Here is a 16082-nt window from a genome sequence, read left to right on the forward strand (position 1 = left end):
GGTCGGGCGCAGCGTTGGTCGAAGCTTGGTCGACAACCGGTCCGGTGCGATGCTGGCGGCATGAACGATGGCCACTCCGAGCCCCGACCCCAGCGGTTCGATCCCATCTTCGCGACCTGGACCTCGCCGGACGGGCTGCTGCCCGACCCGGCCCGACCGGGCGGAGCCCCTGCCGAGCCGGCAACTGTTGTGGGTGCCGTGCCGCCAGAACTCGCCGAGGCGACGGGTGCGCAGGCTGATGACCCACGCGGGCTGTCGTGGGCGCAGCGGGCACGTTGGAGCGCCCTGGCGGTCGTCAGCCTCTGGGTGGGGGCCATCGTCGGTGCATTTCACCTGGCCCGACACTGGTCGGCGACGTCGGCGACCGACGGCGTATCAGGCTGGCTGGCCTGGCTGGTGATCGGCATGTGCCTGTCGCTGGCCGGGCTCTCCATTCAGCGTCTTCGCGCGGGCCGTTCCTAACCCTGACGCTTCTGAATGGCCGCCCATTCGTCGCGCAGGCCCACCGTGCGGTGAAACAGCATCGGCTCGCGCGGGTCGTGAGCGAAGTAGCCGAGCCGTTCGAACTGCACCACCTCGCCCGGCGGTGTGTCGGCCAGTGCCGCCTCGAACTGAGCGTCGAGCAGCTCACGCGAGTCGGGGTTGAGGTCGTCCAGGGGCTCACCGGTGCGCTCGCCGGGCACCTCGGCCGAGAACAGCCGGTCGTACAGGGCGGCCCGGCCGGGCACGGCGTGGGCGACCGAGACCCAGTGCATGGTCGACTTCACCTTGCGGCCGTCGGGGGCGTTGCCGCCCCGTGAGGCCGGGTCGTAGGTTGCGTTCACCTGCACCACATTGCCGTCGCCGTCCTTGACCACGTCGGTGGCGGTGATCAGGTAGGCGCCGCGCAACCGCACCTCGCGGCCGGGGGACAGGCGGAAGAATTTGGGCGGGGGTACCTGGGCGAAGTCGTCGGCCTCGATCCACAACTCGCCGCTGAAGGCGACGCTGCGCACGCCGTCACCCGGGTTCTCGGGGTTGTTGGCCACCTCGAAGTGCTCGACCTGACCCTCGGGCCAGTTGGTGAGCACCAGCTTCAGCGGCTGCAGCACCGCCATGCGACGCTGAGCGGTGGCGTTGAGGTCGCGGCGCACGAAGCTCTCCAACGCCTCGATCGCCTGGCGGCTGTTGGTGCGCGTGGTGCCGATGTCGCGGCAGAACGCCCTGATCGCCGAGGCCGGGTAGCCGCGCCGCCGCAGCGCCCGCAGGGTGGGCATGCGGGGGTCGTCCCAGCCGTCGACCAGGCCGGTGTCGACCAGGGTCTTCAGCCGGCGTTTGCTGGTGACGGTGTGGGTGAACTCGAGCCGGGCGAACTCGATCTGCTTGGGCTGGTCCTGCGGCAGTGGCAACTGCTCCAGGTACCAGTCGTAAAGCGCGCGATGGGTGTCGAACTCGAGCGTGCACACCGAGTGGGTGACGCCTTCGATCGCGTCGGACTGGCCGTGCGCCCAGTCGTAGGTGGGGTAGATGTCCCAGGTGTCGCCGGTGCGGTGATGGTCGGCGTGCCTGATGCGGTACATCACCGGGTCGCGCAGCTGCATGTTCTCGTGCTGCATGTCGATCTTGGCGCGCAGCACCCGGCTGCCGTCGGCGAACTCACCGGCCCGCATGCGGCGCAACAGGTCGAGGTTCGCCTCAACGCTGCGATTGCGGTATTCGCTCTCGACGCCGGGCTTGCCGAAGCCGCCGCGCTGCGCCGAGATCACGTCGCCCGGTGAGTCGTCCACGTAGGCCTTGCCCGCCTTGACGAGCAGCTCTGCCCACTCATACAGCTGCTCGAAGTAGTCGGACGCGTAGAGCACGGACGCCGGCGCGTAGCCGAGCCAGGCGATGTCGTCGACGATCGAGTCGACGTACTCGGTTTCTTCAGTGTCGGGGTTGGTGTCGTCGAGGCGCAGATTGCACAGGCCGCCGAAGTCGTCGGCGATGCCGAAGTCGACCACTATCGCCTTCGCGTGGCCGATGTGCAGGTACCCGTTGGGCTCGGGCGGAAACCGGGTCTGCACTCGTCCGCCGAAAGTGCCCTGCTCGTTGTCGCGCCGAACGATGTCGCGAATGAAGTCGTTGGCGGCGGGCTCGGCGGTCATGAGCGCAAACCTATCAACGCCGCCGCAACTCACGGGCCGCGCCGTCGCCGCGAGACGAACCGGCGGTGCGGCCGGCGTCCACAGGGTGAGAGGCCTGGCTAAATATAGTCAGGAGGACTAATATAGAGAGGTGTCCACAGGGGGGACGGACGACCTCAACAGGAAGAAGTACCCAGTTCTCATGTCTGCTCTGCAGATCGACAATCGCCAGTCCGACGCCGACGCCCGCTACGGTCTGGCCGACGTACGCGCCGAGGTGCTCGACGATCACGTCATGACCGTGCTCGTGCGCACCACCGTCGGCGTTCTCACCGCGATCGCCGTGGCGATTCTGGTGGCCGGTGTGGCCACCCAGAACGCGTTCGGAATCGTCGGGGGCGGCCTGGCGACGATCATGCTGACCACCGCACTGATCTGCATGAGTTCGGTGCCCGAGAAGCTCTTCAACCGCTGACGCGCCGCCGGCGACGCAAGCACACCCCGACGGGGGCGACACCCACAGTGTCGCCCCTTTCGGCGTTTGTTGACCTGACCTGTGGACTCACCCGACACCGGCCCCGGGGTCGGGCAGCATGGCTCTGGTGAACGAACTTGCGCGGGTCCTCGGCATCAATCTGCTTGCGTCGTTCGCCGCCCGGTTGCCGGCTCGAGTCGGCACCTCGATTCAGTTGATGCTGGTGGTGGCTGGTTCGCTGCTGCCGCTGTGGCCCCTGTACCGGGGCTGGGTGCAGCTGCAGGATCTGCTGGCCTACGCCGCCCTGTGGATGACCCTGTCGGTGATCAGCACGCTGATCAGGCTGAACACCATGACGCGGCGCAGCCCGAAGACCCCCTTCTTCGCACTGCACTACAGCATCATGATCGGGGCGTTCAGCCTGGTGAGCGGTGCGTGGGCGGTGATCCTGCTTTTCGAAGCGGGCCCCAGCGGTGGTTGGTTCTCGCTGATCCCCACAGCTTGTGCGCTGCTGCTGGCCAATGCCTGGTCGCTCGCCGACGGCTGGTTCGTGCGCGGCGGCAACCGGGCGGCCAAGCTCTGGCAGGTGCTGCTGCCGGGCTACCTCAGATTCGTGCCGGTGCTTGGCGCAACGATCTCGGGCGCGGTGCTGATTCTGGGTGACGCTCCGCAGAGCTACCGGCTCATCGCGGCTGCCGTGCTGATGCTGATCATCGCGGGCATCGACATCACCCTCGCCGTTGCCTCTGTGCGGCTGCGGCCAGGCCCTTAGGCTCGCGCCGGTGAGCATCGACTAGGCTGAACCGGCTATGAATCAGACCCCTGCCCGGCTTCGTGTCGCGCCGTCGCCCACCGGCGACCCGCACGTCGGCACCGCCTACATGTCCCTGTTCAACAAGGCTTACGCGCAGGCCACCGGCGGTTCGTTCGTGCTGCGCATCGAAGACACCGACCGGGCCCGCTACGTGGCCGATTCGGAACAGCAGATCTTCGGCACCCTGGCTTGGCTCGGCCTACCCTGGGACGAGGGCCCGGACGTCGGCGGGCCGTATGCGCCGTACCGGCAGTCGGAGCGGCTTGACACGTATCGTCCGTTCGTCGACCAGTTGATCGAGTCGGGCCACGCCTACTACTGCTGGTGTTCGCCCGAGCGGCTGGCTGAACTGCGGGCCGAGCAGCAGGCGTCCAAGGCGTCCGTCACCGGCTACGACCGGCTGTGCCACGGCCTCACCCGCGACGAGCGGGCCGAGCTGCCCGGGTTCAGCCCCACGCCGGTGGTGCGCATGCTGATTCCCGACGATGCGCCGCTGACCTTCACCGACGTGATTCGCGGCCAGGTGAGCGCGCCGCGGCCCGACGATCAGGTGATTCTCAAAGCCGACGGATTTCCGACCTACCACCTCGCCGTGGTGGTGGACGACCACCTGATGGGCATCACGCACGTGGTGCGCGGCGAGGAGTGGATCAGCTCCACCCCCAAGCACATTCTGCTGTACGAGTTTCTGGGCCTGACCCCGCCGGCGTTCGCCCACATGCCGCTGCTGCGCAACATCGACAAGTCCAAGATCAGCAAGCGCAAGAACCCCGCCGCCCGGCTGATGTGGTTTCGCGAGCAGGGCTACCTGCCCGAGGCGTTGCGCAACTTTCTGCAGTTGCTGGCCTACCCGCCGGTGGGCCAGAGCGAGGTCGCCACGTTTGACGAGTTCGTGGCCGGCTTCGACTGGGCCAAGGTGAACACCGTCGGGCCGATCTTCGACCTGAAGAAGCTCGATTGGCTCAACGGCGAGTACATTCGGGCCCTTTCGCCCGACGAGCTGGCCGACCGCATCATCGCGCACCTGGCCTTCACCGGCGAGTGGGTCGACCCAGATCCGGCGAAGGTCGAGCTGCTGCGCCGGGCGACCCCACTGATTCACGAGCGGCTGGGGGTGCTGAGCGAGGCAGTGGGCAAGTTGGAGTTTCTGTTCACGCTCGACGCCGACCTGGTGGTCGCTGACGACGCCCGCGCGCAACTGGGCGACGACGCGGCCGCCGTGCTGGACGCGGCGATCGATGCGCTGCAGGGTGTGCAGCCGTTCGACACCCCCTCGATCGAAGCGGCCTTGCGGGCGTCGCTGATCGAAGGCCTCGGGTTGAAGCCGCGGTTCGCGTTCGGGCCGGTGCGGGTGGGCATCACGGGTTCGCGGGTGTCGCCGCCGCTGTTCGAGTCGATCGAACTGCTCGGCCGTGAGTCGAGCCTGACCCGGTTGCGGGCGTTGCGGTCGAGCCTGGGGGGCCTCGACCCGCTCGACCAGCAGGGGTCGCTGTGAGCGTGGTCGCCATCTTCGGCGGACGATCCGAGATCGGCCTCGATGTCGCCCGGCGGCTTGCGCCGGGCAACACGGTGGTTCTGGCGTCGCGGCCGGGCGGGGAGCGTCCGGACGTTCCTGGCGCCGCACGCGTCGTGCACGTTGACTTCGACGCCGACGAGGTGACCACTCACGCCGACGTGGTCGACGCGATCGAGGCCGACGCCGGTCCGATCGACATCGCCGTGCTGACCTTCGGCATTCTGGGCGACCAGGCGAAGGCCGAGGCCGACCCGGCCGAGGTGGTGCGGATCATCCACACCGACTTCACCGCGCAGGCGTCCCTGCTGACGGTGCTGGCGAACCTGATGCGTGCGCGCGGCCGGGGCACGCTGGTGGCGTTCTCGTCCGTGGCCGGGCAGCGGGTGCGCCGCGCCAACTACGTCTACGGCTCAGCGAAGGCGGGGCTGGACGGGTTCGCGTCCGGCCTGGCCGACGCCCTGCACGGCAGCGACGTCGACCTGATCATCGCCCGGCCCGGGTTCGTGATCGGCCGGATGACCCACGGCATGTCGCCGGCGCCCTTCTCGTCCACCCCTGAACAGGTGGGCGAGGCCGTGGCCGACCGCATCGTCAAGGGCGGGCCGGTCGAGGTGTGGATTCCGTGGCAGTTGCGCGCCATGTTCGCCGTCGCCCCGTTCGTGCCCCGCGCGCTGTGGCGGCGGCTGCCGCGGTGACCTGCTCCGTCGCCTGGGACGACGCCGGCCTGCCCGCCTGGGGCACCGCGCCGCGCGCGGACTTCTGGGTGGCGCTGCAGCAGAACGGCCCGTGGGGCAACAAGGCGTTCACCCAGTCGCGACTCGACCCGGCGGTGGGTGGCGCCATCGAGTCCGCGGCGCTGGGTGCGGGCGGGCGTGCACTGCTGATCCGTCCGGCGACCAGCCATGCCGATCACGCCGACCACCCGGCCCGGCAGGTGTACGTCGCGGGCGGGCTGGCCGAGAAACCGTGGTTGCTCGCCGGGCGAGTCGATGGGCCTGAGCGCGTAGCCGACCTGCCGTGGCAGCTGCTGCGCGCCGACGAGCCGTCCGAGATGCTGGCGGCCGTGCCCTGGCTCGAACGGCTCGACCGGGGTGTGCTGCTGGTGTGCGCCAACGGACGGCGCGACTTGTGTTGCGCGTTGCGCGGGCGTCCGATCGCGCTGGAACTGGAGCGGGAGCGACCCGGGCAGGTCTGGGAGTGCACCCACACCGGCGGCCACCGCTTCGCGCCCACCGGGGTGCTGCTGCCGTCCGGTCAGTCGGTGGCACGGCTGACCCCCGAGGTTGCGCTGGCGGCACTCGACGCCGCCGACCATGGTTGGCTCGCCACCGAAACCTTCGGCCCGTGGCACGATCGCGGCCTGGGCCATCTGCCGCCCCCAGAAGCCGTCGCAGAGGCGTTTGTGCGTGACCTGACCGGTGAGGTGGTGCCGGGCGCGCTGAGCTGCCGGGCGACCAGACCGGACGCCGAGGTCGAGGTCACCCACAGAGATGGCCGGGTGTGGTCGGTGGCCCTCGAGTTGCGGACCAACCCCGACGACCTGCCCGAGAGTTGCGCCAAGGCTGCCGTGACCGCGCGCAGTTGGTCGGCGGAACTGCTCAGGGTCGGCTGAGCGCCCGTACCCGGGGCCTTGCAGGCGAGCGTTCGGGTGCACGGTAGCCTCGGCGTCATGATCTTCGCGTTCTCGGTGGCCCCCGCAACGTCCGACGATGCCGACGGCTCGGTGAGTGAGGCGGTCGCCGCCGCGGTCGCCGTGGTGCGCGCCAGCGGCCTGCCCAACGAAACCACCGCGATGTTCACCACGCTCGAAGGCGACTGGGACGAATGCATGGGCGTGATCAAGCAGGCGTGCGAGGCCGTTCAGCGGTACAGCCCTCGGGTGTCGCTGGTGCTCAAGGCCGATCTGCGGCAGGGCTACACGGGCGAACTGACGGGCAAGGTCGAACGGCTCGAAGGGCGGCTGGGTGGCCGGCCGTGAGGTCGTGGCGTACAGCCGGGCGCCGTCGGCACTCGACCCCCGCCGTCCGATGTGAGTCAATGGCGGCATGACTACCTCGCCGGTGCGCATCGTCACCGCGGCCAGCCTTTTCGACGGGCACGACGCCGCGATCACGGTGATTCGCCGAGTGCTGCAGTCGCGGGGCGCCGAGGTGATTCATCTGGGTCATGACCGCAGCGTGGCCGACGTGGTGAAGGCCGCCGTCGAAGAGGACGCCCACGGCGTGGCCGTGTCGTCGTACCAGGGCGGGCACGTGGAGTACTTCGGCTACCTGGTCGACCAGCTTCGTGAGCAGGGCTCGTGTGCGCGGGTGTTCGGCGGCGGCGGCGGGGTGATCGTGCCGTCCGAGATCGACGAACTCGCGGCGAAAGGAGTCACGGTCTACAGCCCCGGCGACGGCCAGCGGCTCGGCCTGCAGGGCATGGCCGATGAGGTGATCGCGGCCTGCCGCGAGGTGCAGCAAGCCACGCTGGGCGAGCCTGTCGAGGCCCTTCCACAACGCCTGCCGAGAACCATCACGCTGCTCGGCGAGGGCGTCGCGGTGGCGGTGCCCGAGGGGCGTCCGCTCACCTTGGGCGTCACCGGTACCGGCGGCTCGGGCAAGTCGTCGCTGACTGACGAGTTGCTGCTGCGTTTTCGCCGAGATTCGCCCCAGCTGAGCATCGCCGTGTTGGCCGTCGACCCCACCGCGCGGCGCGGCGGGGCGCTGCTGGGCGACCGCATTCGCATGAACGCCCTCGACGGCGTCTACTTTCGCTCGCTGGCCACGCGAGGAGCCACCGGCGGTATACCCCGGGGCCTGGACGACATGGTGCGCGCGTGCGGGGCGGCCGGGCATGACCTGGTGATCGTCGAGACGCCGGGTATGGGCCAGGGAGACGCCGCGATCGCCGACCATGCCGACGCCGTGCTGTACGTGATGACGCCCGACTACGGCGCGGCCACCCAGTTGGAGAAGATCGCCGCGCTCGACGTGGCCGACCTGGTGGCGATCAACAAGTTCGACCGGCGGGGTGCCGACGACGCCCGGCGCGACGTGGCGCGCCAACTGATTCGCAACCGGGGCGCGTTCGGTCAGTCGTGGCAGAGCCAGCCCGTGGTGGGCACCATCGCCTCGCGGGTGGGCGACGGCGGCGTGGACGAGCTGTTTCGACGGCTTCGTGAAGTGCTCGGCGACCGGCTTGCTGGCTCACGCGAAGAGATCCCGGGTCAAGCCCGGGTTGACGAATCACGCGGACAGGCGAGCGGCCCGCGGGCGATCATTCCGCCGGCGCGCGAGAGGTACCTGTCAGAGGTGGCCACCATCGTGCGCGACTACCACCTCGAGACCGGCCGGCTGGTCGACGCGGTCCGCCGGCACGACCAGGTGGAGGCCGTCGCCGCGATGCTCGACGACCCGTCGCCGCTCGACTCGTTGCGTACCGAGCAGCCGGCAGCCGTGGCTGACCTGCTGTCGCAGTGGCACGCGCAGCCCGAGCCAGAGACGTTCGAAACCTTGTCGGGCACCCACCTGCCGAAGACGGCGCTGCCTGCTGAGCTCGAGACCGGTGCGCTGGTGCGTTACCTGCGGGCCGAGAACCGTCCGGGGGTTTTTCCCTTCACCGCGGGGGTTTTTCCGGCCAAGCGGTCAGGGGAGCGGCCCACCCGCATGTTCGCCGGCGAGGGCGACGCGGCCCGCACCAACCGACGCTTTCACCTGCTGGCGCAGGGGCAGCCGTCCACCCGGTTGTCGACCGCGTTCGACTCCGTCACCCTGTACGGCCGCGACCCGGCGCGGCAGCCCGACATCTACGGCAAGGTGGGCACCTCGGGGGTGTCGATCGCCACGCTGGACGACATGCGGGACCTGTTCGCCGGGTTCGACCTGGCCGACCCCAAGACGTCGGTGTCGATGACCATCAACGGCCCCGCGCCGACGATTCTGGCGATGTTCTTCAACGCCGCCATCGACGCTGCCGGCGACCCCGACGTGGTGCGCCGGGTACGCGGCACCGTGCAGGCCGACATTCTCAAAGAAGACCAGGGGCAGAACACCTGCCTGTTCTCGATCGACTTCTCACTACGGGCGATGGCTGACGTGCAGCAGTGGTTCGTCGACCACGGAGTGAAGAGCTTCTACTCGGTGTCGATCAGCGGGTACCACATCGCCGAGGCCGGGGCGAACCCCATCACCCAGCTCGCCCTCACCCTGGCCAACGGGTTCACCTACGTCGAGACCTACCTGGCCCGCGGCATGGCGGTGGACGACTTCGCGCCCAACCTGTCGTTCTTCTTCTCAAACGGCATGGACGCCGAGTACTCGGTGATCGGACGCGTTGCCCGGCGCATCTGGGCGATCGCGCTGCGCGAGCGGTACGGCGCGGGGGAGCGTGCGCAGAAGCTGAAATACCACATTCAGACCTCTGGACGCTCGCTGCATGCAGCCGAGATGGGGTTCAACGACATCCGGACGACGCTGCAGGCGCTGTGCGCGTTCTACGACAGCGCCAACAGCCTGCACACCAACGCCTACGACGAGGCGGTCACCACCCCGTCGCCGGAGTCGGTGCGGCGGGCGCTGGCGATTCAGTTGATCATCGACAGCGAATGGGGGCTGGCGGGCGTCGACAACCCGCTGCAGGGGTCGTACCTGATCGACGAACTCACCGAGTTGGTCGAAGAGGCGGTGCTGGCCGAGTTCGACCGGCTGGCCGACCGCGGGGGCGTCCTTGGAGCCATGGAGACCGGCTACCAGCGCGGGCTGATTCAAGACGAGTCGATGCTGTATGAGTCGCGCAAGCACGACGGGTCACTGCCGATCATCGGGGTGAACACGTTCGTGGGCGATGACGACGATAACGCGCCGGCACCCGCGCTGGCTCGGGGCACCGTCGAAGAAAAAGAGTCGCAGCTGGCCCGGCTGGCCGACTTTCACGCCCGGCACGCCGACGAGGCGCCGGCGGCGCTCGAGCGGCTCAAGGCCGTCGCGCTGGCTGGTGGCAACCTGTTCGACGAACTCATGCAGACCGTCCGGGTGGCGTCGCTGGGGCAGATCACCGAGGCCTTCTTCGAAGTGGGTGGACGGTACCGGCGCACCATGTGACGCGCCGACACCGGGCACCGTCCGGGCATGGCGTCAGCAAGGTGACTGCCCTTGTGACACGTGACTGCCTGCACGCAGGCAGTCACGTGTCACAAAGGCAGCTACGTGGGCACGGCGTCGCCGCTGACGATCCGATCCGTTGGTTCACCCCGTCTTGCGACGCGGGCGATGCGGCGAGCAGGCCGGGGTGGAGCTCTTCGGATATGGGCCTCCTCACTCAGGCCACGGTGACTCCGGCCGCCGTCAGGTCGTTCACCACCGAGGGCACGTTCGCGGGGGCCACCGCCGCGGTCAAGGGCAGCAGCACCCTGGTCGCAAAGCCCGCACGGGCGGCGTCCAGAGCAGTTGCCATGACGCAGTAGTCGGTGGCGATGCCGCACACGTCCACGTCGGACGCGTCGTGCTCGCGCAGCCACTCGGCCAGCGAATCGCCCGCGGCGTCGGAGCCTTCGAAACCCGAGTAGGCCGCGGCGTATTCGCCCTTGTCGAAGACGGCTTCGAATCGGGGGGCAACGGTCAGGTTGGGGTGAAAGTCGGCTCCGGGCGTGCCGGCCACGCAGTGCGGCGGCCACGAGTCGACGTAGTCGGGGTGGTCGCTGAAGTGCGCACCGGGGTCGATGTGGTGATCGCGGGTGGCCACCACGTGGTCGTAGCCGCCGGCCTCGACCGCCGCCGAGATCGCGGACGCCGTCGCCGCGCCCCCTGCCACGGCCAGCGAGCCGCCTTCGCAGAAGTCGTTCTGCACGTCGACCACGACCAAGACCCGGCTCATGCCTCACTCCTTGCGTACGGGTTGTCGGTGCTGGCGCCGTGCTCGTCGAGCAGCAGGGTGGGGATCGCCGCCTCGCCCTTGCTCATCTTCAGCGCCGACAGCGGCAGTTCGGCCCGCGATCGCGCATGTCGTTCCTGAGCGGCACTCAGGGCTTCGACGCCGACGACGTCGCCGTCGCGAATCAGTTCCACCAGCAAAGGCCGGTCGTTGGTGTCGCCCGAGGGTGGCGCCCCGATGCCGATCACCTCGGCCTCGGCCTTGCCGCGGGCGTCCAGTCGGCGCAGGGCGAACTTGCGCCCGCCGATGCTGGTCTTGTTGACGCTCTTCTTGGCCACCGGCACCAGCGGCGCGTCCGGCTCGTCGCTGTCGGCCCGGGCCACCAGCTTGTAGACGAACCCGCAGGTGGGGGCGCCCGACCCGGTGACCAGCGAGGTGCCGACGCCGAAGCCGTCCACCGGGGCGCCGCGCAGTGCTGCGATCTGCCACTCGTCGAGGTCTGACGTGACCAGAATGCGGGTCTTGGTGGCGCCCAGCGAGTCGAGCAACTCGCGCACCGAGCCGGCCAGTTCGGCCAGGTCGCCCGAGTCGAGGCGGACGGCACCGAGCCGTCCGTTGGTCAACTCGACGCCGGTGCGCACCGCGGCCTCGATGTCGTAAGTGTCGACCAGCAGCGTGGTGGCCTCGCCCAGCGCGCGCAGTTGGGCTTCGAACGCCTCGGCCTCGGAGGCGTGCAGCAGTGTGAAACTGTGCGCGGCGGTGCCCCGGGTGGGCACCCCGTAGCGGCGTCCGGCCTCGAGGTTCGACGTGGCGGCGAACCCGGCCACGAAGGCGGCCCGGGCAGCGGCCACGGCCGCGATCTCGTTGGTGCGCCGCGAGCCCATTTCGATGCAGGGCCGTTCGCCGGCCATGGCCGTCATGCGTGATGCGGCCGAGGCCACCGCCGAGTCGTAGTTGTAGATGCTCAGCAGCACGGTTTCGAGAATCACCGCCTCGGCGAACGAACCCTCGACGATCATCAGCGGCGAACCGGGAAAGTACACCTCGCCTTCGGGGTAGCCCCAGACGCTGCCGGTGAAGCGGTAGTCGGCCAGCCAATCGGCCAGCGGTTGGTCGACCACGTCGTGGGCCAGCAGCCAGTCGATGGTCGGCTCGTCGAACGTGAACGCCTCGACGGACTCGAGCGCCCGGCCGACGCCGGCCACCACGCCGTAGCGGCGCCCGGTGGGCAGCCGGCGGGGGAACAGTTCGAATACCGACGGCCGAAAGGCGGCCCCCGAGCGCATCGCCGCCCGCACCATGGTGAGCTCGTAGTGGTCGGTGAGCAGCGCGGTGGAGTCGAGCATGGGCGTCAGCGTAACGTCGTCTGTCACAATGCCGAACATGTCGATGTCGAGCAGTGAGCCGGCCACCCCCGAAGGGGGCACGGTACTGGCCGAGCGACCGCTCGAAACCCCGGTCGAACTGGTCACCTGGGTGACCATCGTGTGGGACGACCCGGTGAACCTGATGAGCTACGTGACTCATGTGTTCATGACGTACTTCGGGTACAGCAAGTCGAAAGCGACCAAGCTGATGCTGCAGGTGCACAACGAGGGCAAGGCGGTGGTGTCGTCGGGCACCCGCGAAGCGATGGAGACCGACGTCAACGCCATGCACGCCTACGGCCTGTGGGCCAGCTTGGAGAAGGCCGAATGAGCCGGTTCAAGCGGGGCGGCAGCCAGGTGTTGATCACCCTGGCCGACTACGAGGAAGCGGTGCTCGAGTCGCTGGTGGAGCAGTTGATCGACCTGCTCGAGGGCGACGAGGTGCGCTCGGCGCCCGACGACCCGTTCGCCCGCTGGGAAGCCGAGATGGCCGCCCCCGGTGGGCTCGACGCGTCCGATCCGGTGATCGCGCGCCTGTTCCCGCCCGCCTACCGCGACGACCCCAAGGCCGAGCAGGAGTTCCGCCGGTTCACCGAGACGGCGCAGCGGCGCACCAAGATCGAGCAGGCCAAGCTCGTGCTCGACGCCCTGCTCGAAACCAACGGCGGGCGTGAACCCGTGGTGGTGCGAGCCACCGATCTGGAGGCGTGGCTCAAAACCATCACCGCCATCAGGCTCGCCCAGGCGGTGCGCCTCGGCATCGAAACCGCCGACGACGTGCAGGCCTTGGAAGAACTCGACGAAGACGAGCCGCGGGCTGTGCTGTACGGCATGTACGAGTGGCTCGGTTACTTCCTGGAAAGCCTCATCGACAAGGCGCATTGATGCGTTTGTGAGACAACGTCCACGATGTGGACGGCTGGGGCTCACGGGTCGGAAAGTTCTGTCCGTTCGGCTACGCACTCGACGTTCTGTTCTTAGGGTAGGCATCACTTACTCTTGTGAAATCGAGGCCCCCGATGACCGCCCTCACGCTCGCGGACGCTCCGCTGGCAACCCCCGTGACCGTCGTGCACGTACCCCTGGCGTTGGCTCGCCAGTTGAGCCGCATGGGTCTGCGGCAGGGCACGTCGTTCGAGGTCGTGCGGCGCAGTTCGGGCGGCGGACGGGTGGTGGCCGTCGCCGGCTCGCGGGTCGCGCTGGGCGGGTCGGTGCTGCGCGCGGTGGCTGTCGAGGTGGCGCCGTGACCACGCCGGCGCCACTGGCCACCGGCACGCGCAAGGCCGCGCCGCTCACCACCTGTCACTGCGCGAGTGCCACCGGTGGCGCCGGTGAGGGTGCGCCGGTGGTGGCCCTGATCGGCGCTCCCAACTCGGGCAAGTCGACCCTGTTCAACGCCCTCACCGGCTCGCGCATCACCGTGGGCAACTGGCCGGGCACCACCGTCGAAGTGTCACGCGGTGCCTGGCAACAGCGCACCCTGCTCGACCTGCCCGGCGCCTACTCGCTCGACGCACTGTCGCCCGACGAAGAACTCACGCGCGATCTGCTGCTCGCCGACGATCGTCCAGATGTGGTGATCGTGCTGGTCGACGCCGCCAATCTGGCCCGCAGCCTGTACCTGGTGAGCCAGGTGCGCGAGCACCGCCAGCGGGTGGTGGTGGCCCTCACCATGCTCGACGTCGCCACCCGGCGGGGCATCGAGGTCGACACCGTCGCGCTGAGCGATGCGCTGGGCTGCCCAGTGGTCGCCCTCGATCCACGGCGTCGCTCAGGCCTTCGTGGTCTTGAAGTGGCGGTGGCGCATGCGTTGCGCGACGACCCGCCGAAGCGCCGCGTGCACGACTGCTGCGCCGACGAACTGGTCAAGGCCGACGAGCGGTTCGTCTGGGTGGCCGTCGCGGTTGAGGCTGCGGCCGACCACTCGGGCGCCGAGCAGCTCACCTGGTCTGACCGTATCGACCGCGTCGCGACCGCCCGGGTGCTCGGGCCGCTGCTCTTTCTGGGCGTGATGTGGCTGGTGTTTCAGGTCACCACTACGGTCGCCGCCCCACTGCAGGACTTCTTCGACTCGTTGTTCTCGGGTCCGGTCACCGACGGCGCACTGGCCGGCTTTGCTGCTCTGGGCCTCAGCGGCACCTGGATTGAGGGCCTGGTGGTCGACGGCCTGATCGCCGGCGTCGGCATGGTGCTGACCTTCGTGCCGCTGATGGCGCTCATGTTCGTGCTGCTGGCGCTGCTCGAGGACTCCGGCTACCTGGCGCGCGCGGCGGTCGTCACCGACCGGCTGATGCGCGCGATCGGGCTGCCCGGCAAGGCGTTTCTTCCGCTCGTGGTCGGCTTCGGCTGCAACGTGCCGGCGATCAGCGCCACCCGCATTCTGGGCGACGGACGCCAACGGCTACTGACGGCCCTGCTGGTGCCGTTCACCTCATGCACGGCCCGGCTGACCGTGTACGTGATGCTCGGCACGGTGTTCTTTCGCGAGTGGGCGGGCACCGTGGTGTTCGCGATGTACCTGGTCTCGATTCTGCTGGTCGTGGGCACCGGGCTGCTGCTGCGCGGCACGTTGTGGCGAACCATGGGCAGCGAGCCCCTGGTGATCGATCTGCCGGTCTATCAGGTTCCGACCCTGCGGCTGACTGCAGCGGTGACGTGGACAAGGCTGCAGGGCTTTCTGAAAACGGCTTCGGGCATCATCGTGGTCACCGTGTGCGCGGTCTGGCTGCTGCAGTCGATTCCCGCTCGCGGCGCCGGCGGCTTCGGTGACGTGCCGGTCGAAGACTCGGTGTATGGCGTGGCCGCGCAGGCGATCACCCCGGTGTTTGCGCCGGCCGGGTTCGCGCAGTGGCAGACCACCTCGGCCCTGGTGGTCGGCTTCGTGGCGAAAGAGGCCGTGATCAGCTCGTGGGCGCAGACCTACGCGCTCGACGAGCCCGAGGGCGACGATCCCGGCTCGCTGGGTGAGCGCATCGCGGCCGAGTTCGCCCAGTCGTCCGGTGGGCACCCCATACCGGCCGCCCTGGCGTTCATGGTGTTTCTGCTGGCCTACACCCCCTGCGTGGCCACCCTGGCCGCCCAGGTGCGCGAGATCGGCCTGCGCTGGACGGTGTTCGGCATCGGGCTGCAACTCGTGGTCGCCTGGACACTGGCGGTGGCGGTCTTCCAGATCGGGAGCCTGTGGTGGTAGCCGGGCCGGTGTCGGTGGTACTGGACGCTCTCGAGACCGACGGCGGGTCGCTGACCGAAGTGGCGCAGCGCACCGGCCTGCGTCTCGACGTGGTGCGTGCCGCCGCCGCGCATCTGGTGCGGCTGGGCAGGGTGCAGCGGTGCGAGCTGCAGTTCGGCTGCGCGTCGGGTGCGCGTTGTGGCGATTGCACGTTGGCCTGCGGTGCGCGCCCTGACACGCTGGGTCGATAGCTGCTGGTCGGTTTACGATCGGTTCCCGTCCGGCTGTTGAAGGCCGGCGCACGACGATCGGGAGACACGGTGTTGCAGCGAAACTGGCCCTGGGTGCGCCTTTTTGCCGCGCTGTTGATGATCGCCGCGCTGCGGCGCAGTTTCAGGCATCCGTCAGCCTCGCGATCGGCCTGGGCCGCGACGTGGGCCTCACCGTGGTGAACTTCTTCAGCTTCTTCACCGTGCTGTCGAACCTCGGCGCCGCACTGGTGCTGGCGTCCATAGCGTGGACGTCGGTGCAGCGGCCGGGCACGCTGACGCGTACGGCGGGCCTCGCGTTGGCGTGCGTCACCACGGCGATGCTGGTGTGCGCGGGCCGTTGGCGATCAACCCTGTCACCGGCCGGCCGCCCTGGTACCCGTACCCGTTCTTGAACCCGGCCGTTTCAGGCGGCTGGGTAGGGGTGCTGGCGTACGTGGTCGGCATCGCTGTCACGTTCGCAGCGTTGGGTGCCGGCGTGATCGTGGTGACCCGTCGTCGGTTCGCTGAGTGACGG

General features: G+C 69.1%; 18 protein-coding genes. 14 read left to right on the forward strand and 4 right to left on the reverse strand.

Translation table 11 applies throughout. The annotated features are described in order from the left end of the window. Positions 1 to 60 precede the first annotated feature (60 nt). Complete coding sequence (locus MPLG2_RS01915) at positions 61 to 462, forward strand: hypothetical protein (RefSeq protein WP_105184680.1); 402 nt, start codon at positions 61 to 63, stop codon at positions 460 to 462. Here the strand turns inward: MPLG2_RS01915 and MPLG2_RS01920 are convergent. Beyond that, positions 459 to 2126, reverse strand: coding sequence for a glutamine--tRNA ligase/YqeY domain fusion protein (locus MPLG2_RS01920; RefSeq protein ID WP_105184681.1), 1668 nt, complete (start codon positions 2124 to 2126; stop codon positions 459 to 461). The two genes, MPLG2_RS01915 and MPLG2_RS01920, sit on opposite strands and share 4 nt — an antisense overlap. Before the next feature lie 181 nt (positions 2127 to 2307). Here MPLG2_RS01920 and MPLG2_RS01925 point away from each other — a divergent pair, with 181 nt between their 5' ends. The 7 genes from MPLG2_RS01925 to icmF all read left to right on the forward strand — a co-directional run bounded on the left by MPLG2_RS01925 (position 2308) and on the right by icmF (position 9991). Next, the gene (locus MPLG2_RS01925; RefSeq protein WP_105184682.1) at positions 2308 to 2580 is read left to right on the forward strand and encodes a hypothetical protein; all 273 of its coding nucleotides are present in this window, start codon (positions 2308 to 2310) and stop codon (positions 2578 to 2580) included. Positions 2581 to 2707: 127 nt separating this feature from the next. Then, entirely contained in the window at positions 2708 to 3352 is a 645-nt protein-coding gene (locus tag MPLG2_RS01930) for a DUF6498-containing protein (protein WP_158680790.1), read from the forward strand. Positions 3353 to 3389: 37 nt separating this feature from the next. After that, on the forward strand, positions 3390 to 4889 hold the full coding sequence (gltX, locus tag MPLG2_RS01935; protein WP_105184684.1) for a glutamate--tRNA ligase: 1500 nt from the start codon (positions 3390 to 3392) through the stop codon (positions 4887 to 4889). Next, the gene (locus tag MPLG2_RS01940) at positions 4886 to 5605 is read left to right on the forward strand and encodes an SDR family NAD(P)-dependent oxidoreductase (protein WP_105184685.1); all 720 of its coding nucleotides are present in this window, start codon (positions 4886 to 4888) and stop codon (positions 5603 to 5605) included. Before gltX ends, MPLG2_RS01940 begins: the two co-directional genes overlap by 4 nt. Continuing rightward, a complete protein-coding gene (locus MPLG2_RS01945; protein WP_158680791.1) occupies positions 5602 to 6522 on the forward strand; it encodes a sucrase ferredoxin in 921 nt (306 codons plus the stop codon). The genes MPLG2_RS01940 and MPLG2_RS01945 overlap by 4 nt, the downstream gene beginning before the upstream one ends. 57 nt (positions 6523 to 6579) lie before the next feature. Next, positions 6580 to 6888, forward strand: coding sequence for a thiamine-binding protein (locus MPLG2_RS01950; protein WP_105184687.1), 309 nt, complete (start codon positions 6580 to 6582; stop codon positions 6886 to 6888). A 67-nt stretch (positions 6889 to 6955) separates the two neighbouring features. After that, positions 6956 to 9991, forward strand: coding sequence for a fused isobutyryl-CoA mutase/GTPase IcmF (icmF, locus tag MPLG2_RS01955; RefSeq protein ID WP_105184688.1), 3036 nt, complete (start codon positions 6956 to 6958; stop codon positions 9989 to 9991). A gap of 217 nt (positions 9992 to 10208) precedes the next feature. Here the strand turns inward: icmF and MPLG2_RS01960 are convergent, their stop codons facing one another. Both MPLG2_RS01960 and MPLG2_RS01965 read right to left on the reverse strand, forming a co-directional pair. Continuing rightward, positions 10209 to 10763 (reverse strand): isochorismatase family protein, encoded by a 555-nt coding sequence (locus MPLG2_RS01960; RefSeq protein ID WP_105184689.1) that lies wholly within the window; start codon positions 10761 to 10763, stop codon positions 10209 to 10211. Beyond that, positions 10760 to 12106: a nicotinate phosphoribosyltransferase gene (locus tag MPLG2_RS01965; protein ID WP_105187413.1), complete on the reverse strand. Its 1347-nt coding sequence runs from the start codon at positions 12104 to 12106 to the stop codon at positions 10760 to 10762. Before MPLG2_RS01965 ends, MPLG2_RS01960 begins: the two co-directional genes overlap by 4 nt. A 43-nt stretch (positions 12107 to 12149) precedes the next feature. On the opposite strand from MPLG2_RS01965, the gene clpS reads away from it, so the two are divergent. From clpS to MPLG2_RS01990, 5 genes are all read left to right on the forward strand, one after another. Then, a complete protein-coding gene (gene clpS / locus MPLG2_RS01970; RefSeq protein ID WP_408632056.1) occupies positions 12150 to 12458 on the forward strand; it encodes an ATP-dependent Clp protease adapter ClpS in 309 nt (102 codons plus the stop codon). Further along, on the forward strand, positions 12455 to 13012 hold the full coding sequence (locus MPLG2_RS01975) for a DUF2017 domain-containing protein (protein WP_105184691.1): 558 nt from the start codon (positions 12455 to 12457) through the stop codon (positions 13010 to 13012). Before clpS ends, MPLG2_RS01975 begins: the two co-directional genes overlap by 4 nt. A gap of 134 nt (positions 13013 to 13146) precedes the next feature. Then, on the forward strand, positions 13147 to 13374 hold the full coding sequence (locus tag MPLG2_RS01980; protein WP_105184692.1) for a FeoA family protein: 228 nt from the start codon (positions 13147 to 13149) through the stop codon (positions 13372 to 13374). Beyond that, positions 13371 to 15317, forward strand: coding sequence for a ferrous iron transport protein B (gene feoB / locus MPLG2_RS01985; protein WP_197710041.1), 1947 nt, complete (start codon positions 13371 to 13373; stop codon positions 15315 to 15317). The genes MPLG2_RS01980 and feoB overlap by 4 nt, the downstream gene beginning before the upstream one ends. After that, the gene (locus tag MPLG2_RS01990; protein WP_105184693.1) at positions 15308 to 15547 is read left to right on the forward strand and encodes a hypothetical protein; all 240 of its coding nucleotides are present in this window, start codon (positions 15308 to 15310) and stop codon (positions 15545 to 15547) included. The genes feoB and MPLG2_RS01990 overlap by 10 nt, the downstream gene beginning before the upstream one ends. A 142-nt stretch (positions 15548 to 15689) precedes the next feature. Here the strand turns inward: MPLG2_RS01990 and MPLG2_RS01995 are convergent, their stop codons facing one another. Beyond that, entirely contained in the window at positions 15690 to 15878 is a 189-nt protein-coding gene (locus tag MPLG2_RS01995) for a hypothetical protein (protein ID WP_105184694.1), read from the reverse strand. Positions 15879 to 15893: 15 nt separating this feature from the next. Here MPLG2_RS01995 and MPLG2_RS02000 point away from each other — a divergent pair, with 15 nt between their 5' ends. After that, positions 15894 to 16079 carry a hypothetical protein gene (locus MPLG2_RS02000; protein ID WP_105184695.1) on the forward strand — a complete coding sequence of 62 codons (186 nt, stop codon included), beginning with the start codon at positions 15894 to 15896 and terminating at the stop codon, positions 16077 to 16079. Positions 16080 to 16082: the final 3 nt, after the last annotated feature.

It is taken from the genome of Micropruina glycogenica (assembly GCF_900289045.1).
GTDB lineage: Bacteria > Actinomycetota > Actinomycetes > Propionibacteriales > Propionibacteriaceae > Micropruina > Micropruina glycogenica.

Excerpts from the sequence above, each read along its gene's own strand:
- MPLG2_RS01950 (WP_105184687.1), top strand. The coding sequence starts at position 6,580 with ATGATCTTCGCGTTCTCGGTGGCCCCCGCAACGTCCGACGATGCCGAC.
- MPLG2_RS01980 (WP_105184692.1), top strand. The coding sequence starts at position 13,147 with ATGACCGCCCTCACGCTCGCGGACGCTCCGCTGGCAACCCCCGTGACC.
- clpS (WP_408632056.1), top strand. The coding sequence starts at position 12,150 with ATGTCGAGCAGTGAGCCGGCCACCCCCGAAGGGGGCACGGTACTGGCC.
- MPLG2_RS01960 (WP_105184689.1), bottom strand. The coding sequence starts at position 10,763 with ATGAGCCGGGTCTTGGTCGTGGTCGACGTGCAGAACGACTTCTGCGAA.
- gltX (WP_105184684.1), top strand. The coding sequence starts at position 3,390 with ATGAATCAGACCCCTGCCCGGCTTCGTGTCGCGCCGTCGCCCACCGGC.
- MPLG2_RS01920 (WP_105184681.1), bottom strand. The coding sequence starts at position 2,126 with ATGACCGCCGAGCCCGCCGCCAACGACTTCATTCGCGACATCGTTCGG.
- icmF (WP_105184688.1), top strand. The coding sequence starts at position 6,956 with ATGACTACCTCGCCGGTGCGCATCGTCACCGCGGCCAGCCTTTTCGAC.
- MPLG2_RS01915 (WP_105184680.1), top strand. The coding sequence starts at position 61 with ATGAACGATGGCCACTCCGAGCCCCGACCCCAGCGGTTCGATCCCATC.
- MPLG2_RS01965 (WP_105187413.1), bottom strand. The coding sequence starts at position 12,106 with ATGCTCGACTCCACCGCGCTGCTCACCGACCACTACGAGCTCACCATG.
- MPLG2_RS01925 (WP_105184682.1), top strand. The coding sequence starts at position 2,308 with ATGTCTGCTCTGCAGATCGACAATCGCCAGTCCGACGCCGACGCCCGC.
- MPLG2_RS01975 (WP_105184691.1), top strand. The coding sequence starts at position 12,455 with ATGAGCCGGTTCAAGCGGGGCGGCAGCCAGGTGTTGATCACCCTGGCC.